20 protein-coding genes are annotated in these 20,917 nt (G+C 72.6%); 16 read left to right on the top strand and 4 right to left on the bottom strand.

The genetic code is table 11. The features are described 5' to 3' along the window. Positions 1-42: 42 nt before the first annotated feature. A complete protein-coding gene (locus tag EDD29_RS33575; protein ID WP_123668283.1) occupies positions 43-1,203 on the bottom strand; it encodes a metallophosphoesterase in 1,161 nt (386 codons plus the stop codon). A gap of 209 nt (positions 1,204-1,412) precedes the next feature. Between EDD29_RS33575 and EDD29_RS33570 the strand changes: the two genes are divergently transcribed. The 4 genes from EDD29_RS33570 to EDD29_RS33555 all read left to right on the top strand — a co-directional run bounded on the left by EDD29_RS33570 (position 1,413) and on the right by EDD29_RS33555 (position 6,054). After that, a complete protein-coding gene (locus EDD29_RS33570; RefSeq protein ID WP_211360079.1) occupies positions 1,413-2,933 on the top strand; it encodes a class I adenylate-forming enzyme family protein in 1,521 nt (506 codons plus the stop codon). 126 nt (positions 2,934-3,059) lie between these two features. After that, positions 3,060-3,461: a carboxymuconolactone decarboxylase family protein gene (locus EDD29_RS33565; RefSeq protein ID WP_123668281.1), complete on the top strand. Its 402-nt coding sequence runs from the start codon at positions 3,060-3,062 to the stop codon at positions 3,459-3,461. A gap of 197 nt (positions 3,462-3,658) precedes the next feature. Further along, positions 3,659-4,627 (top strand): agmatinase, encoded by a 969-nt coding sequence (speB, locus tag EDD29_RS33560; RefSeq protein WP_123668280.1) that lies wholly within the window; start codon positions 3,659-3,661, stop codon positions 4,625-4,627. Further along, complete coding sequence (locus tag EDD29_RS33555) at positions 4,624-6,054, top strand: aminobutyraldehyde dehydrogenase (protein WP_123668279.1); 1,431 nt, start codon at positions 4,624-4,626, stop codon at positions 6,052-6,054. Before speB ends, EDD29_RS33555 begins: the two co-directional genes overlap by 4 nt. Before the next feature lie 108 nt (positions 6,055-6,162). Here EDD29_RS33555 and EDD29_RS33550 read toward each other — a convergent pair whose 3' ends face one another. After that, positions 6,163-7,497, bottom strand: a complete 1,335-nt coding sequence (locus tag EDD29_RS33550; protein ID WP_211360078.1) for a cation:proton antiporter — start codon at positions 7,495-7,497, stop codon at positions 6,163-6,165. A 274-nt stretch (positions 7,498-7,771) separates the two neighbouring features. On the opposite strand from EDD29_RS33550, the gene EDD29_RS33545 reads away from it, so the two are divergent. The 8 genes from EDD29_RS33545 to EDD29_RS33510 all read left to right on the top strand — a co-directional run bounded on the left by EDD29_RS33545 (position 7,772) and on the right by EDD29_RS33510 (position 14,929). Further along, positions 7,772-8,416 carry a cyclase family protein gene (locus EDD29_RS33545; protein WP_211360077.1) on the top strand — a complete coding sequence of 215 codons (645 nt, stop codon included), beginning with the start codon at positions 7,772-7,774 and terminating at the stop codon, positions 8,414-8,416. Further along, entirely contained in the window at positions 8,413-9,426 is a 1,014-nt protein-coding gene (locus tag EDD29_RS33540) for a phosphotriesterase family protein (RefSeq protein ID WP_123668277.1), read from the top strand. The genes EDD29_RS33545 and EDD29_RS33540 overlap by 4 nt, the downstream gene beginning before the upstream one ends. A 90-nt stretch (positions 9,427-9,516) precedes the next feature. Further along, a complete protein-coding gene (locus tag EDD29_RS33535; RefSeq protein ID WP_148086180.1) occupies positions 9,517-10,641 on the top strand; it encodes an extracellular solute-binding protein in 1,125 nt (374 codons plus the stop codon). Beyond that, positions 10,623-11,489, top strand: a complete 867-nt coding sequence (locus EDD29_RS33530; protein WP_148086179.1) for an ABC transporter permease — start codon at positions 10,623-10,625, stop codon at positions 11,487-11,489. Before EDD29_RS33535 ends, EDD29_RS33530 begins: the two co-directional genes overlap by 19 nt. A gap of 4 nt (positions 11,490-11,493) precedes the next feature. Continuing rightward, complete coding sequence (locus EDD29_RS33525) at positions 11,494-12,306, top strand: ABC transporter permease (RefSeq protein ID WP_123668274.1); 813 nt, start codon at positions 11,494-11,496, stop codon at positions 12,304-12,306. Then, positions 12,303-13,325 carry an ABC transporter ATP-binding protein gene (locus EDD29_RS33520; RefSeq protein ID WP_123668273.1) on the top strand — a complete coding sequence of 341 codons (1,023 nt, stop codon included), beginning with the start codon at positions 12,303-12,305 and terminating at the stop codon, positions 13,323-13,325. The genes EDD29_RS33525 and EDD29_RS33520 overlap by 4 nt, the downstream gene beginning before the upstream one ends. 1 nt (position 13,326) lies before the next feature. Further along, complete coding sequence (locus tag EDD29_RS33515; RefSeq protein ID WP_123668272.1) at positions 13,327-14,139, top strand: N-acyl homoserine lactonase family protein; 813 nt, start codon at positions 13,327-13,329, stop codon at positions 14,137-14,139. 19 nt (positions 14,140-14,158) lie between these two features. After that, a complete protein-coding gene (locus EDD29_RS33510; protein ID WP_123668271.1) occupies positions 14,159-14,929 on the top strand; it encodes an amidohydrolase family protein in 771 nt (256 codons plus the stop codon). A 58-nt stretch (positions 14,930-14,987) separates the two neighbouring features. Here EDD29_RS33510 and EDD29_RS33505 read toward each other — a convergent pair whose 3' ends face one another. Then, the gene (locus EDD29_RS33505; RefSeq protein WP_211360076.1) at positions 14,988-15,443 is read right to left on the bottom strand and encodes a cytidine/deoxycytidylate deaminase family protein; all 456 of its coding nucleotides are present in this window, start codon (positions 15,441-15,443) and stop codon (positions 14,988-14,990) included. A gap of 50 nt (positions 15,444-15,493) precedes the next feature. Between EDD29_RS33505 and EDD29_RS33500 the strand changes: the two genes are divergently transcribed. Then, on the top strand, positions 15,494-16,303 hold the full coding sequence (locus EDD29_RS33500) for a creatininase family protein (protein WP_211360075.1): 810 nt from the start codon (positions 15,494-15,496) through the stop codon (positions 16,301-16,303). Between the two features lie 56 nt (positions 16,304-16,359). Here EDD29_RS33500 and EDD29_RS33495 read toward each other — a convergent pair whose 3' ends face one another. Next, on the bottom strand, positions 16,360-16,959 hold the full coding sequence (locus EDD29_RS33495) for a cysteine hydrolase family protein (protein ID WP_211360074.1): 600 nt from the start codon (positions 16,957-16,959) through the stop codon (positions 16,360-16,362). Positions 16,960-17,065: 106 nt separating this feature from the next. Here EDD29_RS33495 and EDD29_RS33490 point away from each other — a divergent pair, with 106 nt between their 5' ends. The 3 genes from EDD29_RS33490 (at position 17,066) to EDD29_RS33480 (ending at position 20,815) form a co-directional block, all read left to right on the top strand. Continuing rightward, positions 17,066-18,085 (top strand): phosphotriesterase family protein, encoded by a 1,020-nt coding sequence (locus EDD29_RS33490; RefSeq protein WP_123668267.1) that lies wholly within the window; start codon positions 17,066-17,068, stop codon positions 18,083-18,085. A 67-nt stretch (positions 18,086-18,152) separates the two neighbouring features. Further along, positions 18,153-19,619 carry an aldehyde dehydrogenase family protein gene (locus tag EDD29_RS33485; RefSeq protein ID WP_123668266.1) on the top strand — a complete coding sequence of 489 codons (1,467 nt, stop codon included), beginning with the start codon at positions 18,153-18,155 and terminating at the stop codon, positions 19,617-19,619. After that, positions 19,616-20,815: an aminotransferase class V-fold PLP-dependent enzyme gene (locus EDD29_RS33480; RefSeq protein ID WP_123668265.1), complete on the top strand. Its 1,200-nt coding sequence runs from the start codon at positions 19,616-19,618 to the stop codon at positions 20,813-20,815. Before EDD29_RS33485 ends, EDD29_RS33480 begins: the two co-directional genes overlap by 4 nt. Positions 20,816-20,917 lie beyond the last annotated feature (102 nt).

Here is a 20,917-nt window from a genome sequence, read left to right as displayed (position 1 = left end):
TGGACCCTCCCACGGGGGGAGAGTCCAGCCCCGGCGGGCGGGTCAGGCGCCGCGCAGGGTGAGGAGGGTGATCTCGCTGGGGGCGAAGACGCGGAAGGGAGGGCCCCAGAAGCCGGTGCCGCGGCTCGTGTAGATCTGGGTGCGGTCGGTGCGCCGGGACAGGCCCGCGACCTCGGGCTGGTCGATCCGGACGAGGTGGTGGAACGGCCAGATCTGCCCGCCGTGGGTGTGCCCGGACAACTGGAGGTCGACGCCTGCGGCCTCGGCCTGCGCGACCTGCTTGGGCTGGTGCGCGAGCAGGACGACGGGCAGGTCGGGGTCGGCGCCCGCGAGGGCCGCGGTGAGGTCGGCCCGGTGGCCGGGATGCCCGGAGTGGTGCGCGGTGGCGTCGTCGATCCCGGCGAGGACGAGGCGGTCGCCGCCGCGCTCGATCACCACGTGGTGGTTGCGCAGCGGCTGCCAGCCGAGGTCGGCGAGGTGCGCGACCCAGCCGAGCGGGTCGCCGTAGTACTCGTGGTTGCCGGTGACGTAGACGCGGGCGAGCCCCGCCTCGATGTCGGCGAGCGGAGCCGCCTGGTCGCGGCGCCGCGCGACGGTGCCGTCGGCGATGTCGCCGGTGTGCGCGACGATGTCGGGCCGGAGGGCGTTGACGGCCTCGGTGACCTTCGCCGACCACGCGGCCCGGTTCGTCGGGCCGTAGTGGGTGTCGGTGAGCAGGACCAGCTTCGTGCCTTCCAGGCCGGCGCCGAGCCGGGGCAGGACGACGTCGACCTTCTTCACGCGCGGCACCCGCATGGCCTCGCGGTAGCCCCAGACGAGCAGGACCGCGGAGACGCCCGCGACCCAGGCCGCGGTGATCCTGGCCGCCTCGGCGACGCCCGCGGCCTCCAGCCCGAGCCGGACGACCAGGGCGATGACGGACTGGCTGAACAGCACCCAGGCCATGCCGAGCACGACGCTTCCGGCCACCGACAGGCGGTCGCCGCCCTCCCGCTGCCCGGCGAACATCAGGAAGGGGAGCGCGACCGCCGCCGCGCCGAACAGCGCGGAGCCGACGACATGGCCGGGCCCTTCCCAGCCGGGCGCGGCCACGAGGGTCCACCAGGGCACCCCGAACAGCAGCCCGATCACGGCGATCAGCGCGCCGCCCACGAGTACCGGGCGCAAGGCCGAAGGCCGCCGCGCCGCCGAGTCCACCGCCATACCGCACACCTCTTCCGCCGGGATCTTCCCGATGCGGCAACGATCGCCCGGACCGCCCTGTTCCCCGGACACGCGGCTTTCACCACGCGGATAGCCAAACTTGAGCGGATATGCCGGATTACTGCACCGGAGACCTCTGGATTCGTCCCACGGCGAAACCTATGCTCCCCGGCATGCCGATGATTGAGTTTTCTGGTGGTTTGTGGGGTTTGGTAGCGGCACGAGCGGAGGCGACCCCGTTCGCCGAGATGCTGGTGGACGAACATGGCAGGGCGCTGGATTTCAGGGCGTTCCGGGATGCGGCGGAACGCACCGCGGGCTGGCTCGCCGCCCGGGGCGTCGGCGCGGGCACCCCGGTGACCTGGCGGCTGCCGACCACCGTCGAGGCGCTCGTGCTGACCGCGGCGCTCGCCCGCGTCGGGGCCGTGCAGAATCCGGTGATGCCCGTACTCGGGGCGCGCGAGCTGCGCTTCGCCCTCGTGCAGACCGGCGCGCGGCTGCTGGTGTCGGCCGCGACGGCAGAGCCGGGCCGCGACCTGGCCGGGGAGGCGTGGGAGGCCGCCGAAGGGCTGCCCGGTCTGGACACGGTGATCCTCGACGGCGGGCTGCCCGAGGCCGAGCCGCTCACCGGGCCCTCTCCCCTGGAGGACGACCCCGTCCGCTGGGTCTTCTACACCTCGGGCACCACCGCCGATCCCAAGGGCGCCAGGCACACCGACTCCTCGGTGCTCGCCTCGTCCCGCGCGATGGGGGAGCGGATCGCCTGCGCCCCGGAGGACCGGGTCGGCATGGTCTTCCCCGTCGCGCACATCGGCGGCTGCGGCACGTGGCTCGGCGCCTGCCTCCTGTTCGGCTGCACCCTGATCCTCGACGCGGCCTTCGACGTCGCGCGCAGCACCGAGCTCCAGCGGCGCGAGGGCGTCACGCTCGCGGGGTCGGGCACCGTGTTCATCCAGGCCTACCTGGCCGAAGCCCGCAGGGAACAGGGGGCCGGGCGGCTGTTCCCGCAGGTCCGCGCGATGACGGCGGGGGCCGCGCCCAAGCCGCCGACGCTGCACGCCGAGGTGAGGAAGGTGCTCGGCGGGGTCGGGGTGCTGTCGGGCTACGGGCTGACCGAGGCGCCGATCCTCGCGATGGGCGGGCCGGCCGACCCCGACGACGCGCTCGCGCGCACCGAGGGCCGCGCCACCCGGGGCGTCGACCTGCGCGTGGTGAACGCCGAGGGGCGGGTCCTGGGGCCGGGGGAGGAGGGCGAGCTGCGCGCGAAGGGCCCGCAGGTCATGCGCGGCTACACCGATCCCGCTCTGGACGCGGCGGCCTTCGACGCCGACGGCTACCTGCGCACCGGCGACCTGGCCAGGATCGACGCGGACGGGCACGTCACGATCACCGGACGGCTCAAGGACATCGTCATCCGCAAGGGCGAGAACATCAGCGCGCTGGCCGTCGAGCAGGCCGTCGCGGCTCACCCGGAGGTCGCCGAGGTCGCCGTCGTGGCGCTGCCCGACCCCGCGCGGGGCGAGCTGGCCTGCGCCGTCGTGGTGCCCGTGCCGGGCGGCCCGGTCCCCGACCTGACTGCCCTGACGGCCTTCCTGGCGGACGCGGAGGTACCGGTCCGGCTGTGGCCCGAGCGGGTGGAGGCGGTCGCCGCGCTGCCGCGCAACGCCACGGGCAAGATCCTCAAGGCCGAGTTGACGGCCCGCTACGCCGCCGCACCGGCGGAATCGTGACGCGCTGAGGCGGTTCGTCCGGGAGACGGCGGCCCGGTCCCGCGAGAGATGCGTCACACAGCGGCCACTTCCCGACTCGAAAGATCATTTCGGTGAGAATCTCACAGGGAATCTCTGGGAGGTGGAATGTCGCGCGAAGAGCGTTACGCACGCGGCCTGGAAGTGATGCGGCGGATCGACACGGGCGAGGTGCGCGAGGCCGTCACGTCCGTGGCCGACGTCTCCCCGGAACTGGCGCACCAGATCATCGCGTGGGCCTACGGCGAGATGCTCGCCAGGCCCGTGCTGGCCCCCCGCGACCGGCAGCTCGTCACCCTCGGCATGCTCGCCGCCCTGGGCGGCTGCGAGCCCCAGCTCGAACTCCACGTGGGCGCCTCGCTCAACGCGGGCCTCTCTCCCGAGGAGGTCGTCGAGGCCCTCCTCCAGTCCGCCGTCTATTGCGGCATGCCCCGCGCGCTCAACGCCGCCGCCGTGGCCCGCAAGGTCTTCGCCGCCCGGGGCATCGCAGCCCCCGACCCTGCTTGCTGACCCGCCGCGCTCCCCGGGCCGGACCCGCCTTGCCGGGTTCGGCCCGGGATGTTTCATCCCGGCCCATGCTCACCCGGGATGAAACATCCAGTGAAGATTCCTGTCGGCGACTTTAGGGTGAAATCGCTGCGGATTCTCGTGACCGTCCGCCGCCGGTTTCCGTCCGTCGTCGTTTCGTCCGGAAGAGAGCACCTGGCATGTCCCACACGCCGCCGTCGGCCCCCCTCGGACCCGTGGACAGCTCACGCGTCCCGCGCTTCGCGGGCCCGGCGACCTTCGCCCGGCTGCCCCGGCTGGACCAGGTGCCCGCCGCCGACATCGCCGTCGTCGGTATCCCCTTCGACACCGGCGTCTCCTACCGGCCCGGCGCCCGCTTCGCGCCCGCCGCGATCCGCGAGGCCAGCCGCCTGCTGCGGCCCTACAACCCGGCCCTGGACGTCTCCCCGTTCGCGTCCGTGCAGGTCGCCGACGCCGGGGACATCGCGGTCAACCCGTTCGCCATCGGCGACGCCGTCGAGACCGTCGAGCACGAGATCGGCGCGCTCATGGACACCGGCGCGTCCATCGTCACCGTCGGCGGCGACCACACCCTCTCGCTGCCGCTGCTGCGCGCCGCGGCCCGCCGCCACGGCCCGGTCGCGCTCCTGCACTTCGACGCCCACCTCGACACCTGGGACACCTACTTCGGCGAGCCCTACACCCACGGGACGCCCTTCCGCCGCGCCGTTGAGGAGGGACTCCTGGACACCGAGGCGCTCTCCCACGTCGGCACCCGCGGCCCGCTGTACGGCAAGGCCGACCTCACCGACGACGAGCGGCTCGGCTTCGGCATCGTCACCTCGGCCGACGTGATGCGGCAGGGCGTCGACGAGGTCGTCGCGAGGCTCCGCGACCGGATCGGAGACCGGCCCCTGTACGTCTCGGTCGACATCGACGTCCTCGACCCGGCGCACGCGCCCGGCACCGGCACCCCCGAGGCCGGCGGCCTCACCTCCCGCGAGCTGCTGGAGATCCTGCGCGGCCTCAACGGCGCCGCGCTGATCGGCGCCGACGTCGTCGAGGTCGCCCCGGCCTACGACCACGCCGACATCACCTCCACGGCCGCCGCGCACGTCGCCTACGACCTCGTCAGCCTGCTCGCCCTCCGCAAGGGAGCCACCGCGTGACCACCCCGACGACCCTGCACGCGGTGATCGCGAACGCGCCCGCGCTGGCCGCCGACGGCCGTACCCTGGACCTGGTGAACCCCGCCACCGGCGAGGTCTCCGGCAGGTCCGCGCTGTGCGGGCCGGCCGAGGTCGACGCCGCCGCCCGCGCCGCCGCCGCGGCGTTCCGCACCTGGCGCAGGAGCACCCCCGCCGAGCGGATGACCGCGCTCCTGCGGATCGCCGACGAACTCGAGGCGCGCGCCGAGGAGTTCGCCGACGCCGAGTGCCGCGAGACCGGAAAGCCCCGGCGCCTCGTGCTCACCGAGGAGATCCCGCAGAGCGCCGACGCGCTGCGCTTCTTCGCGGGCGCCGCCCGGGTGCCCGAGGGCCGCGCGACCGGCGAGTACCTGCCCGGCCTGACCTCCTCGATCCGCCGAGAGCCGCTCGGCGTCGTCGCCCAGATCACCCCGTGGAACTACCCGCTGATGATGGCCGTGTGGAAGATCGGCCCGGCCGTCGCGGCGGGCGACACCACGGTGCTCAAGCCCGCGGAGACCACGCCGACCTCGACCGTCCTGCTCGGCGAGGTCTGCGCGCGGCACCTGCCGGCCGGGGTCGTCAACGTGGTCACCGGCGACCGCGACACCGGCCGCGCCCTGGTCGAGCACGAGGTCTTCGCCATGGTGTCGATCACCGGGTCCACCCGGGCGGGGGCGGAAGTGGCCAGGTCCGCCGCGGGCGCGCTCAAGCGCACCCACCTGGAGCTGGGCGGCAACGCCCCCGTGCTGGTCTTCGCCGACGCGGACCCGGTCGCCTCCGCCGCGGCCATCGCCGACGCCGCCTACTACAACGCCGGGCAGGACTGCACCGCCGCCGCCCGGGTCCTGGTCCACGAGGACGTCCATGAGGCGTTCACCGCGGCCCTCGCCGACCGAGCGAAGGCCGCTCGCACCGGCCTCGCGCCGGAGGAGGACGGCGACTTCGGTCCCCTCAACAGCGGGTCCCAGCTCACCCGGGTCCTCGGCCTGATCGAGCGGCTGCCCGCGCACGCGACGGTCCTGGCGGGCGGTGCCCGGGTCGGCGAGCGCGGCTACTATCTCGCCGCGACGGTCGTCGACGGCCTCCGCCAGGACGACGAGATCGTCCAGGAGGAGATCTTCGCCCCGGTCGTCACCGTGCAGACCTTCGCCGCCGAGGCGGAGGCGGTCGAGCTCGCCAACGGCGTCCCGCAGGGCCTGGCCGCCTCGGTGTGGACCGCCGACCACGGGCGCGCCGTGCGCCTGTCGGCCGACCTCGACTTCGGCTGCGTCTGGCTGAACACCCACGGCCCGCTCGCCTCGGAGATGCCGCACGGCGGCTTCAGGCAGTCCGGCCACGGCAAGGACCTCTCGGCCTACAGCCTCGAGGACTACACCCGCGTCAAGCACGTGATGACCGCGCACTGAACCCGCCCCGCGGCGTCCGGAAAGGCCGGGCCGCCGCGCGCACGGTCCCGCGCCTCCGCGGGACGTCCCGGCCCCCGTCCCGCGCGCGCCGCGGGACGGGGGCCGCGGTCACTCCGCGCCCTTGCGGTCGGAGGCGACGGGCTCGGGGTCCACGGCGAAGGTCTGCTCGCGGATCTCCTCCTCGGCGGTCAGCTCCACCCGGCGCATCGCGTGGCGCAACAGCGGCGGGGCCATGAGCGAGGTGACGATGGCGACGAGGACGACGATCGTGTAGGTGGCGGTGGTGAGGATGCCGAGCCGCAGGCCCACCATCGCCACCACCACCTCGACGACGCCGCGGGCGTTCATGCCCGCGCCCAGCGCCAGCGCCTCCCACTTGTCGAGACGGCTGAGCGCGGCGCCCACGAACGCGCCGGCGAACTTGCCGATGATCGCGATCGCCAGGATCGCGAAGGCGGCGCCCAGCACCGAGGAGTCGGTGAGCGCGGTCAGGTCCATCCGCAGGCCCGCGGTGGCGAAGAACAGCGGGGCCAGCACGTACAGGACCATGGTCCGCAGCGGGGCGAGCCGGGCCGCGGTGATCTCGCCCGTGGTGGCCATGACGGCTCCGGCCACGAACGCGCCGAAGATCGCCTCGAGCTTCAGGGCGTGGGTGGCGGCGGCGCTGAGGATCATCACCACGACCATCACCGAGACGGTGAGGCCGGTCTCGTCACCGGTCGCGCGCAGCAGGCGGCGCAGCACCGGCCGCAGGGCGGCCGCCGCGACGAGCACGAGCACGAGATGCCCGATCGAGGCGGCGACCGTGCCCGTGGTGACGCCGACCGTGGCCATGGCCGAGACGATCGAGAGCAGGAGCCAGCCGACGGCGTCGTCGAACATCCCGGCGGCGAGGGTGAGCTGGCCGATGTTGCGGTGCAGCAGCCCCATGTCCATGAGGGTCTTGGCGATGACGGGGATCGCGCTGACGCACATGGCGACGCCGAGGAAGAAGGCGAAGACGTGCCGGTCGGCGCCGTCGCCGAGGAGGCTCGCCGGGAGCAGCAGGCCCGCCCCGACGCCCAGGGCGAGCGGCACGATGAGGCCGAACAGGCTCACCTTCACGGCGGTCACGCCCCGTCTGCGCACGAGGCCGAGGTCGAGTTGAACCCCGGTGACGCCGACGAGGAGGAGCACGCCGAGCTGCGCGGCGGCGTCCAGCAGATGGAACTGGGCGGGGTCCTTGGGCAGCAGCCAGTCGGTGAAGCCGGGGAAGAGGTGGTCGGCGACGGACGGCCCGAGCAGCACGCCGGCGCACAGTTCGCCGACGATCGCGGGCATGCCGAGGCGGCGGGCGAGCCTGCCGAGGCCGACGGCCAGCGCGAGCAGCAGGCCGACCTGGAGCAGGAAGGTCAGGAGTTGATCTGCGGGCAGCGTGGCCACGGGGGCGGCGGCTGTCGACAAGCGGACCTCCAGGGGGAGCGCGGGACCTTGGGGGAAGGCGGCCGAAGCGAGTGGGGACGCACATGAGGGGTGCATGTTATTTAGGTAAGGCTTACCTAATTTGATCACCGGTGGCAAGGCCCCCTGTTCGGTGGCGCACGTCACGCCCGGCGCCCACGCGCGGGCTCGCCCGGGCCGGGATCGGCCGGTGTGAAAGTGTGTGTAACACCGGCGACACACGAGATCGTTACTGTGGATCCACAAATGCTCTTGTTGTATCCATAGGAGGGTCGCCGTGGATCTTTCCGGTGCCATCGACGTGTCCGTGCCCATCCACCCCGGCATGCTGCACTGGGGACGCCGCCCCGAGGTCGAGGTGGTCGAGGCGAGGGCGGACGGCTTCGCCTCCAACGTCTCCCGCTGGCGGATCGGCGCGCACACCGGCACGCACATCGACGCCCCCGCGCACTTCATCGACGGCGGGGCGACCGTCGACCAGATCGACCTCAACGATCTCAACGGCGCCGCCCGTGTCCTCGACCTCACCCACGTCGAGGACCAGATCACCGCCAGGGACCTGGACGAGGCGGGCCTGGGCGCCGAGGGCCGTGTCCTGCTCAAGACCTCCAACTCCGCGACGGTCCTGCGCTCGCCGTGGAAGTCCCCGCACTGGGTCGGCCTCGCCCCCGACGGCGCCGAGCGGCTCATCGAGGCCGGCGTGCGCACCGCGGCGATCGACTACCTCTCGATCGAGGCGGTCGCGTACACGAAGCACTGGGAGACCCACCGGCTCCTGTGCGGCGCGGGCGTGCTGATCCTGGAGGTCGTCGACCTCCTGGACGTCGCGCCCGGCCCCTACGGCATGCTCTCGCTGCCGATCCCGTTCCAGGGCGCGGAGGGCGCCCCGTCGCGGACCCTGCTGCTGCCCCCCGCGGCATGATCGAGACGGTCCTCGGCCCGGTCGAGGCGACCGCGTTCGGCGCCGCCTCGATGCACGAGCACCTGCTCAGCGACAGCACGGTGCTGCACGCCCCGGCCCGCGAGCCGCTGCCCGCCGATCCGCGCGTGACGATGGCGAACCTCGGTTTCGTCCGCTGGAACCTCCTCGCGCTCGAGGACAACCTGCGGCTCGACGACCCGGCGATCGCCGCCGCCGAGCTCGCGCCGCTGCCCGCGCTCGGCCAGCGCGGCCTGGTGGATCTGACGAGCTGGGGCCTCGGCCCCCGCTACGCCGATCTGCCCGCGCTGTCCCGCGGGTCCGGCGTGCACATCGCGGTCGGCTATGGCGCCTACCTCGGCAGATCCCACCCTTCCTGGCTGGCCGAGGCGTCCGAGGACGCGCTGGAGGACCTGTTCTTCGCGGCGCTCACCGAGGAGATCTCCGGCTGCGGATACCGCGCCGCGCTGCTCGGCATCCTCGGCACGAGCAAGGAGCTCCAGCGCGGCGAGGTCAAGGTGCTGCGGGCGGCGGGCCGCGCCGCGGCGCGCACCGGGGCCGCCGCGACGGTCCGGCTGGACCCCGCGGCCCGGCTCGGCCCCGTCGTGCTCGACCTGCTGGCCGCCGAGGGACTGCCGCCGGACCGCGTCGTCTTCGGCAACGTCGACGAGTTCATCGACGGCCCCTACCTGCGGGAACTCGCCGACGCGGGCGCGACGCTGGAGTGGTGCTTCGGCAACGAGGCCTACTACCGCGACGGCTACAAGGACGCCACCGACGCCGAGCGCCTCGACGGCCTGGGCGCCTTCCTCGCCGACGGTCACGCCGACCGGATCGTGCTCGGCTGCTCGGTCTGGACCAAGAGCCAGCTCAGCGCGTTCGGCGGCATGGGATACGGCCATCTGCTCGGCCGGATCGTGCCCGTGCTGCGGGATCGGGGGGTTTCGGACGGACAGGTGGACGCGATGCTCGTGGCGAATCCGGCCAGGCTGCTGGACCGTCCACCGGTTTAACATCCGCGAAACCAATGATTGGATTCAAAGTTCTAGATTATGGATCCAAGGTAGTCATCGCTCAGAGTGTGGCCCAAGGAGAAGTCCGTCATGTTCGAACGTTCCACCCTCTCCCTGACGCGCAGGAACTTCCTGCGCGCGGCCACGATCGGCGCAGGCGCCGTGGCGGCCCCCGGTCTTCTGACCGCCTGCGGCTCCGGCGAGGAGGCCGCCGTGAGCGCCCCCACCTCCGGCCCGCTCTCCGGGATCAAGAGCAAGCAGGTCGTGTACGCCGACTTCGGCGGGACCACCCGTGAGGCCCGGGTGAAGGCGTTCTTCGACTCCTTCACCAAGGAGACCGGCGTCAAGGTCGTGCCGACGATGACCGTCGACGCGGTCCAGGCCAAGATGCAGGACGGCGAGAAGGGCGACTACGACGCGCTGCCCGCTGGCGTCTACGAGCTGTACCGCTCCCTGAAGCTCGGCCACATCGAGAAGCTGCCCGCCGACGTCACCCGCAACGACTCCCTCGACAAGGACGCCCAGGACTACGCCTGGGGCACCTTCATCGTCGCCAACACCCAGGCCTACCTGGACAAGGCGTTCCCCGGCGGCACCGGCCCGCAGAACTGGAAGGACTTCTGGGACGTCGAGAAGTTCCCCGGCAAGCGCGGCTGGCCCGGCACCGGCTACTCCTTCGAGGGCACCATCGAGTCGGCCCTGCTCGCCGACGGAGTCCCGATGGACGAGCTCTACCCGCTGGACTGGGAACGCGGCTTCGCCAAGCTCGACGAGCTCCGCGAGCACATGGTCTTCTACACCGAGTTCCCGCAGGTCCAGCAGTTCATGGTCTCCGGCACGGTGTCGGTCGCCAAGGCGCCGTCCGGCCTGTTCTTCGCCCTGAACAACAAGGGCGAGAAGACCCACATCGTGATGAACGAGGCGTTCCAGAGCGCCAACATCTCCATCACCGCCTCCGGCTCCCCGGACAAGGACGCGGCCTTCGCGCTCGCCCACTGGATGTCGGACGGCAAGCGCCAGGCCGAGTTCGCCAAGCTCACCGGCTATGGACCCGGTAACCAGGCGGCGTTCGACTTCATCGAACCCGAGCTGGCCAAGCAGATCGTCAACAGCCCCGAGAACGACGCCAAGAGCCTCAAGGCCGACAACCACTACCTCGGCGAGGTCTACGACGAGTACGTGGAGAAGTACACGCAGTGGCTGTCCAAGAAGTGACCCTGCCTTCCGTCCGCCGCCCGCGTCTGCGGGTGGCGGACGGCAGCGGCCTGCGCTGGCTGCTGCTGCCCCCGATCGCGGTGCTGGCGCTGCTGCTAATCGGGCCCGTCGCGATGCTGGCGCAGACCGCGTTCAGCGGCGAGGAGAACGCCTTCGCCTCCCTCGTCGGCGACCAGGTCTTCTACGACGCGGTCCAGCACACGATCGTGATGACGGTCGTCGTCACCGTGTGCGCGGTCGGCTTCGGCACGCTCTACGCCCTCGGCATCTCCGCCGCCCCGCGCTGGGTCGCCGGACTGCTGCTCGCCGGGCTCTTCCTCACCATGTGGACCTCGGTCCTGGTCCGCACGTTCGGCTGGATGCTGCTGGAGCTGCCCGCGGGCGCGCTGTTCTGGGCGCTCAACGAACTGGGCCTGCGCGATCAGCCACTGGAGATCTACCAGACGTCGCTCGCCGCCTACCCGGCGATGGTCCACGTGATGCTGCCGTACGCGGTCCTGCCCGTCTGGATCGCGATCGGCCGCCTCGACCACGCGCAGATCCAGGCCGCGCAGGTCTTCGGCGCGCGCCCGCTGCTGGTGCTGCGCAAGGTGGTCCTGCCGCAGCTGCGCCCGGCGATGATCTCCGCCGCGGTGCTCATCTTCCTGATGTCGCTCGGCTTCTACGTCACGCCGCTCATGCTCGGCTCGCCGAGCGAGCTGACCGTCGCCGGCTACATCGACCAGCAGTTCAACGGGTCGGACAACCCCGAGCGGGCCGCCGCCATGTCGGTGCTGCTCCTCGGCGCGGTCCTGGTGCTCTACACCGCGGCCGACCGGCTGTTCCGCGTCAGTGAGAAGTGGGGGTAGACCGATGGGCTCGCGCATGGCACTCGGCGCGTACCGGGTCCCCGTGGTGGCGTTCGCCGCGCTGCTCGGCCTTTTCCTCATCGCGCCCTTCGCGGTGCTGCTCGCCACGTCCTGGACCGACGGGGAGTTCCTCACCTTCCCCCCGCAGGGCTTCTCGCTGCGCTGGTACACCGGCCTGTTCGGCGACACCGAGTGGATGGGCGCCTTCTGGACGTCCATCGGGGTCGCGGGCCTCGCCACGGCCGTCGCGACGGTCCTCGCCGTCGCGGCCGCGCTCGGCCTGACCCGGCTGACGGGCGCGGGCCGGATCTTCCGGTCGCTGTTCGTCCTGCCGATGGCCATGCCGGTCATCGCCTACGCGCTCGGCCTGTACGACACCGTCAACCGGGTCCCGGTGCTCGACGACTCACTCGTGCCGCTCATCCTCGGCCTGGTCTGCCTGGCGTTCCCCATGGTCTTCATCCTGGTGAGCGGCGCCATCTCCGGCCTCGACCCGGCGCTGCGCCCGGCCGCCGCCACCCTCGGCGCGCGCTGGCCGACCATCGTGTGGAAGGTGGAGCTGCCGCTGCTGCGCGGCGCGATCGCCGCGGGCGCCCTGTTCGGCTTCAACCTCGCGTTCGACGAGGTCGTGCTGTCGATCTTCCTGATCCCGCCGGGCACCGCCACCACGCTGCCGCTCCAGATGATGAACGCCTCGAGTGAGGCGATCTCGCCGGAGCTGACCGCCGCGTCGACGCTGGTCACCCTCCTGTCCCTGCTCCTGCTCGGCGGGGCGAACCTGATCTCGCGGCGACGCGGAGAAACGAGGAAGTCTTGACGGTCTCGGTCCGCCTCGACGACGTGCACGTCACGCTCGGAGGCAACCACATCCTGCGCGGGGTCTCCCTCGACATCGCCCAGGGCGAGTTCGTGACCCTGCTCGGTCCGAGCGGCAGCGGCAAGTCCACCACGCTCAACGTGATCGGCGGCCTCACCGACACCTCGGGCGGCGACGTCATGTTCGACACCGAGCGCGTCAACGACGTGCCGCCGCACAGCCGCGACGTGGGCGTGGTGTTCCAGTCCTACGCGCTGTTCCCGCACCTGAGCGTCGGGGAGAACGTGGCGTTCCCGCTGCTGACCCGCCGCCGCCCCAGGAAGGAGCGGACGGAGACGGCGCTGCGGATGCTGGAGCTGGTCCAGCTCGGCGAGATGGCCGACCGCAAGGTCGCCTCGCTGTCCGGCGGGCAGCGCCAGCGCGTCGCGATCGCCCGCGCGCTCGCCGCCTCGCCGCGGTTGCTCCTGCTGGACGAGCCGATGGCCGCGCTCGACCGCCAGCTGCGCGAGACGATGCAGATGGAGATCAAGCGGCTGCACGCCAGGCTCGGGCTCACCACGATCGCGGTCACCCACGACCAGACCGAGGCGCTGACGATGTCCGACAAGGTCGCCATCATGAAGGACGGCCTCATCGAGCAGTACGGCACGCCCGAGGACCTGTACCACCGGCCCGCGACCCGGTTCGTCGCGACCTTCCTCGGCGAGGCCAACCTCGTGCCGGTCGAGGGCGGGCGGCTCGCCGGGTTCGGCGCGCCCTACGCCGCCTCGGGCACCGCGGTGCTCCGGCCCGAGGACCTCTGCCTTGTCGGCGACGGCGACGGCGGCGACGGCATCGACGGCGTCCTGCGGCTCAAGGTCTTCCAGGGATCGCGGTTCCGGCTGGAGGTCGACCACCCCGAGGCGGGCACCCTCATCGTGAGCCTGCCTCCGTCGGTGGACGCCTCGGGGCTGACCGAGGGCGGCAAGGTCAGGATCGGGCTCAGCCACGCCGCCCCGCGTCATGTGATCGGGGACTGAGATGGCGGGGACCTCCGTCACGCGGGTCATCCCGCTGACGCTGGGCTGGGAGGAACTGCCCCGCTGGTGCTCGGTGCACGAGGGCGGCGACGAGGTGCTGCGCGAGCCTGTGCCGGCGGTCCTGGTCGAGCACACCGGGGGGCTCCTGCTGCTCGACACCGGCTTCAACACCGCGCTGCTGCGCGACCCCGCCCTGCGCGCGCGCTTCTACGCCGCGCCCTTCTACAAGCCGCACCTGCCGCCGGGCGAGGGCGAGCCCCTGCTGGACGCGCTCGCCGCGCACGGGTTCGCGCCGGAGGACGTCACCGAGGTCGCGATCAGCCATCTGCACTGCGACCACGCGGGAGGGCTGAAGCACTTCGCCGGGCGCGTCCCGGTCCACATCCAGCGGCGCGAGCTGGAGTACGGCCTGTCGGGCGACCCGTCGGTCGAGAAGAACGTCGTCTACCGGATCGACTTCGACGACCCGCGGCACGACTGGCGGCTCCTGGACGGCGACGCCGAGCTCCTCCCCGGCGTCACGGCCCTCGACACCGCCGGGCACACGCCCGGCCACCAGAGCTTCGCGGTCGAGACCGCCGGGGGCGGCGGATTCGTCTTCGCCTTCGACGCGGCCGACCTCACCGCGGTCATCGAGGAAGAGCTGCCGATCGGCTTCGGCGTCGGGGTCGCGCCCGTCGAGACCGTCGCGCCGGTCCGCCGCCTCAAGGCCCACGCCGCGGCCCGCGGCCTGCGGCTGGTGCCGGGTCACGACCCGGTGGCCTGGCCCGCGCTCACCGCCGAACTCACCCACACCGAACCTCCCACCCGCTAGCGAAGCACGGGGAAACAGCATGATCATCGACGCCTACAACACCGCCCAGAACGAACGGGGCCGCTCGGACTACCTCACCGGGGTGCGTCCCGGCGAGGACCCGCCGCCGCACACGCCGTTCGACCCGCGCCGCATCCTCGACCGGATGGACGCGGCGGGCGTCGACATGGCGATGGTCTGCTCTCTGGCCCAGCGGATCGAGAACGACTTCCTCATCGACCTCGTCCAGCGCCACCCCGACCGGCTGTTCGGCTTCGGCCAGGTGATGCCGCAGGACGACGACGCGCTCGCGGAGGTCGAGCGGATCGCCGAGGCCGGGATGCTCGGCCTGAAACTGCACCCGACCCTGCACGGCTACTTCTTCTCCGACCACGGCCTGCTCGACCCGGTCTACCGGATCTGCCGCGAGGCCGGGATCGCCGTCCTGGTGAACGCGCTGGACGACCCGTTCTGCTCCCCGTTCATGATCGAGGAGATCGCCAAGGGCTTCCCCGAGGTCCCCACGATCATCGCCCACATGGGCGCCGTCTGGAACGTCCCCGACGCCATCCTCGTCGCCGAGCGCAACCCCAACGTCTACCTGGAGACATCCGCGACCCTGCTATCGGATGTCCGCCGCGCCTACGCCCGCCTGGGCCCGGAGAAGATCGTCATGGGCACCGAGTGGCCCGGCCACGACTTCGACCTGGAACGCATGAAGATCGGCAAGGCCATCACCGACGACGCCGACCGAGCCCTGGTCGAGGGCGGCAACATCGCCCGCATCCTCGGCATCTCCGTCCCGGCGTAGAGACGGCGCGGCCCGGACTCCGCGCGGAGGTCCGGGCCGCGGTCTCCAGGCCGGCGCGTCACCAGCGGCGGCGGGTCTTGTAGGGCATGAGGTCGGAGACCGGGAGGCGCAGGGCGGTGCCGGGTTCCCAGCCGCCGCCGGGCATGGTGCCGTCGGGCAGCTCGCCCGCGGGGGGCTCGTAGACGTAGACGTGGGCGTCGGGGCAGTAGTCGAACATCAGGTCGCGGCAGACCCCGCAGGGGGCGATGACGCGGAGGCGGTCGGCGGGCTTGTAGTGCACGGCGACGATCGTGGTGATGTCGCGGGCGCCGGCGGTGATGGCCGAGCCGAGCGCGATGCCCTCGGCGCAGATGGAGGTGCGGCGGGCCGAGCCCTCCACGTGGACGCCGGTGTGGATCCGGCCGTCGGCACCGCGCATGGCGGCGGCGACCTCGTGCCGTCCGGGGGTGTGCGCCTCGGCGAGGAGCCGGGTCGCGGTGGCGAGGAGGTCGGCGTCGGCATCAGGGAAGTTCATAGCCATAGGATACCGTAGAAGTGATTTTGGATCCAAACATGGAGGTTGGGATGCGGACTGTGGTGGGCATGCGGACCCCGGAGGTCTCCGTGGAACTCGCCGCCGAACTCGGCGGCACCGGCGAACCCGTCGCCTGGGAGCGGCTGACGGCGCCGGAGGCGGCCGACGTCGTCGAGCGCACCGACGCGGTGCTCATCCCGGTCGGCGCGACCGAGCAGCACGGGCGGCACATGGCCCTGTGCGTGGACACCCAGATCGTGCACCACGTGGCCCTGGGCGTCTCCGCGCTGACCGGGGTGCCCGTCGTGCCGCCGCTGCACTACGGCGTCTCCGGCTCGCACGGCGACCTGCCCGGCACCATCGCGCTCCGCCCGGAGACGATGATCATGATGCTGGAGGACGTCGTCGGTTCGCTGTACGCGCGCGGCTTCCGCCAGTTCATCCTGCTCAACGGGCACACCTGGAACGGCGGCGCGCTCGACGTCACCGCCGAGAAGCTGCGCACCCGCTACGACGACGCCCGCGTGCGCTACCTGGCCTACGTGACCGCCTACCCGGGCCCCGAGGTGGACGGCAAGGTGACCTACGGGCGCGCGCTCATGCACGCCAACTACTTCGAGACCTCGCTGATGATGCACATCGACCCCGGGGCCGTGCACCTGGAGCGCGCGGTCTCGCTGGAGGACCGGGACTCCTTCTGGGACTACCGCACCGACCAGGTGTCGAAGTCGGGCGTGTGGGGCCGCGACGTGCACGAGGCGACCGCCCCGCACGGCGCCGACGAGGCGCGCCGCTGCATCGAGACGACGGCCCGGGTCGTCGCCCAGGGCGTGGCCGAGGCATGGCCGGTCCCGCGCTGAGCACTCGCCGCCCGCCCCTGCGCCCGCGCGGTCGAGGCCGCGCGGGCGGGCGGCGGTCAGGCGCCGCGGCGGGCGTCCAGCCAGGCGGTCACGTCGGCGGCGGTGACCAGGGCGTCGCGCTGGAGGTAGGCGATCGCGTTCAGGGCGGCGTCGTGCGCCTCCCGAGAGGAGCCGCCGACGCAGTCGGTGAGGACCTTGACGTGGTAGTCGTGCTGGTGGGCGTCGACGGCCGTGTAGTGCACGCACACGTCGGTGAGGCCGCCGATGAGCAGGACGGTGTCGGCCTTGTACGCCTTGAGCACGATCTCCAGCTCGGTGCCGAAGAACGCCGAGTAGCGGCGCTTGCGGATGAGGAACTCCTCCGGGCGCGGCCTGATGTGCGGGGCGAGCTCGGTCTCCGGCCAGCCCTCGACGCAGTGCGGTCCCTCGGCGCCGTCGAGTTCGCGGCCGATGTCGACCAGGGACGGCTTGTGCACCTCCTGGATGAAGACGACGGGCACGGCCGCGGCCCGGCAGTCGTCGATGAGCCGCTCGACCCGTGCGGTCCTGCTCTCCCTGCCGCCCATGTAGGCGATCTCCGACCGGGACTCCTCGTGCGGCACGTCTCCGCCCTGGATGTCCACCACGATCAGCACCGCGTTGCCGATGACGTCCACTTTCCGGCCTCCGGTCTCTCCCGCGCCGCCCGCCACCGGGCGATCGCTCAGCTTGGATACTAGATGATCCTGATAGGATCCAAAATAATTCTCGGAAGGCGGGATCATGCCGATCCATACCGTGCTGGGACCCATCGAGCCTGACGAGCTGGGCCCGACGTCCATGCACGAGCACCTGCTCAGCGACCTGCGGATCTGGAGCCGGCCGAGTGCCGAAGAACCCCCTTCCGGCGTGCCCATCGGCCCGGAACTCCTCGGCTACCTGCGCTGGAACGCGCTCTCGGTGCCGGAGAACCTCGTCCTGCACGACCCGGACACGGCCGTCGCAGAACTGCGGGACGCGCGGGCGGCGGGGGCGTCGGCGGTGGTGGAGCTCACCCTGGAGGGAATGGGCCGCAGGCTCGCCGAGCTGCCGGAGATCTCGCGCCGGAGCGGCGTCCACCTCTGTGTGGGCGGTGGTTTCTACGTCGACCAGGTCCACCCCGGCCGGGTGCGCGCCGCCGACGTCGACGGGGTCGCCGAGATGCTGCTCGCCGAGCTGCGCGACGGGATCGGCGGCACCGGCATCCGTCCCGCGCTGCTCGGCGAGATCGGCACGAGCTGGCCCGTCACGGACGGCGAGTGGAAGGTGCTGCGCGCGGCGGGACGGGCGGGCGCGGAGAGCGGGGCCGCCGTCTACGTGCATCTGTCGTTCCGCGGGAAGCCCGCGCTCCCCGTGTTCGAGGCGCTGGTCGCCGAGGGCATGGACCCGTCGCGGATCATCATCGGCCACCTCGACGAGTACTTCGACCCCGGCTACCACCGCGAGGTCGCGCGGACCGGGGCGGTGCTCGCCTACGACACCTTCGGGTCGGACTTCCTCTACGGCGGCCCCGAGCAGCGCAACCCGACCGACGCCGAGCGGATCGCGATGGTCGAGTGGCTGCTGGAGGAGGGGTACGCGGGGCAGCTCATCATCGGCGCCGACGTCTGGACGCAGGCCAACCTCAAGCGCAACGGCGGGTACGGCTACGACCACCTGTTCCGGCGGATCGCCCCGGCGATCACCCGGGTCGCCGGTGGGGACGCCTCGGTCGTCGAGCGGATCCTTGTGACGAATCCCCGCCGGTTGCTGAACCGACCTTGACTGGATTTTTGGATCCAATACTTCTAAGTTAGTATCCAGCTTGATCGTGAAGGGAAGGGGACGAGCCATGAGTACGACCGCGGCAACCGGCGGACAGGGCGCGCTGCGCGAGGAGGAGCCGTTCCTCATCGACGGCGTCTGGATCGCCCCCGGCGACCGCGCGATGATCGACGTCGTCGACCCCGCGTCCGGCGCCGTGCTGACCCGGGTCGCCCAGGCGACCGCCGCCGACGTCGACGCCGCCGTGGCCGCCGCGGCCCGCGCCCACGCCGACGCGCGCTGGCGCGGCCTGCCGCCGCTGGAGCGCACCCGCGTCCTTTCCCGGATCGCCGACCTCATCGAGGCGCACGCCGAGGAACTCGCCGTCCTGGAGACGCGCGACAACGGCAAGCCCATCGAGCGATCCCGCGCCGACGTGGCGAGCAGCGCCAGGACCTTCCGCCACTTCGCCGGCGCCCCCGGCCGCCTCACCGGCTCGGTCATCCCGATCGAGGGGCCTCATCACGCCTACACGGTGCGCGAGCCCGTCGGCGTGGCCGCCCTGGTGCTGCCGTGGAACTTCCCGATCATGACCGGTTGCTTCAAGATCGCCCCGGCGCTCGCCGCGGGCTGCACCGTGGTCGTCAAGCCCGCCGAGCAGACCCCGCTGACGATCCTGCGCGTCGCCGCGCTCGCCGCCGAGGCGGGCCTGCCGGACGGGGTGCTCAACGTGCTCACCGGCGACGGCGCGACCGGCGCGGCGCTCGTCGCGCATCCGGGCGTCGCCAAGGTGTCCTTCACCGGGTCCACCGAGGTGGGCAAGGCGGTCATGGCCGCCGCGGCCCCGCGCGTCGCCCGGCTCACCCTGGAGCTCGGCGGCAAGAGCGCCAACATCGTGTTCGAGGACGCCGACCTCCACGCGGCGGTGCTCACCGCGATGCGCGCGTCTTTCGGGCATTCCGGGCAGATGTGCACGGCGGGGAGCCGCCTGCTCGTCCAGGAGTCGATCCTGACGGAGACCCAGGAGCGGCTCATCGCCGCGGTCGCGAAGGTGCCTCTCGGCGGTGGGCTGGACGGCGGCGTGACCGTCGGACCGCTGGTGTCGGAGGAGCAGCGGCAGCGGGTGCTGTCCTACATCGAGATCGGGCGGGCCGAAGGCGCCGTGCTCGCGGCGGGCGGCGGCGTGCCCGACCGGCCCGGCTACTTCGTGGAGCCGACGCTCTTCACCGGGATGCGGAACGACATGCGGATCGCCCGGGAGGAGATCTTCGGGCCCGTCGTCGGCGTGATCCCGTTCAAGGACGAGGCCGACGCCGTCGCGATCGCCAACGACTCGGACTTCGGTCTCGCCGCCGGTGTCTGGACCCGGGACCTCTCCCGCGCCCACCGGATGGCCGCCGCCCTGCACGTCGGGACCGTCTGGGTGAACACCTACAACGTGTTCGACCCGGCCCTGCCGTTCGGCGGCGTCCGCGACTCCGGGCTCGGCCGCGACCTCGGCGACGAGGCGCTGCACGCGTTCTGTGAGCCCAAGAGCGTCGTGGTGGCCCTGTGACCGCGTCTCCCGGCGCCGTCGCGGGCGGCATCGACGACGCGCTGTCCGCCGCCGCGCGGTCCTCGACCCCAGGGGCCGCGCACGCGCGGCACCTGAACGCGGCGGGCGCGTCGCTGCCGAGCACGGCGGTGCTCGACGCCGTCATCGGGCATCTGCGGCTGGAGGCCAAGATCGGCGGCTACGAGGCGGCCGAGGCCGCCCGGCCGAACACCGAGTCGGCTTACGCGCTCGTCGCGGCGCTGCTCGGCGGCCGGACCGAGGACGTCGCCCTCACCGAGAGCGCGACGGTGTCGTGGCAGCGGGCCGTGGACGCGCTGCGGCTCGGGCCCGGCGACCGGGTCGTCGCGACCGCGTCCACCTATGTCAGCTCGGCGCTGAACCTTTTCGAGCTGCGGCGGCGGCACGGCGTGGTGATCGACGTGGTCGGCACCGACGAGACCGGCGCGGTCGACCTCGCCGGGCTGCGCGCCGCGCTGCGCGCCCCGGCCGCGCTCGTCACCGCCGCGCACGTGCCCACCTCGTCCGGGCTGGTCGAGCCCGTCGCCGAGATCGGCGCGATCGCACGCGAGGCGGGCGTCCCGTTCCTGCTGGACGCCACCCAGTCCGTCGGGCAGCTCCCGCTGGACGTCGCGGCGCTCGGCTGCACGCTGCTGGTCGGCACCGGCCGCAAGTTCCTGCGCGCCCCGCGCGGCACCGGCCTGCTCTGGGTCGACCCTTCCCTGGGTCTCCGCCCCCTCGCGCCGGACGTGCGCGGCGCGGTCTGGATGGAGGACGACTCCTATGTCCTCGCCCCCGGCGCCCGGCGCTTCGAGACCTGGGAACACGCTCACGCGCTCCGCCTAGGACTCGTCGCCGCCCTTGCGGAACTCCAGGCCGCGGGGCCCGACCGCGTGTACGCCCACATAGCCTCCCTGGGCTCGCTGGCCCGCACGGGTCTGGCGGAGGTGCCCGGCGTCCGCGTCGTGGATCCGCCCGCCGCGGGCGGCGGCATCGTCACCTTCGTCCGCGAAGGCGAACCCCCCGCCGACACCGTCCGCGCCCTGCGCGGCCACGGCCTCCACGTCACCTCGGTCCCCGCCTCCCACGGCCGCTGGGACCTCTCCCGCCGCGGCCTCCCCGCCGTGGTCCGCGCCTCCGTCCACCTGTACAACACCCCCGACGACATCACCGCCCTGACCGCCGCGCTCCACCCGTGACCCTCGGGGCAGGCGGGAGCGGGGCCGGAGCGGCCGGGACCGAAAGCTCGAACGGGTCGCCTCGGGCGGCCCCCGTGACGGGTCGGGCGCGGTGGCGCTCGG

The sequence above is a fragment of the Actinocorallia herbida genome, from assembly GCF_003751225.1.
Taxonomy (GTDB): Bacteria; Actinomycetota; Actinomycetes; order Streptosporangiales; family Streptosporangiaceae; genus Actinocorallia; species Actinocorallia herbida.
This window is presented reverse-complemented; position numbering and strand designations above follow the sequence as displayed.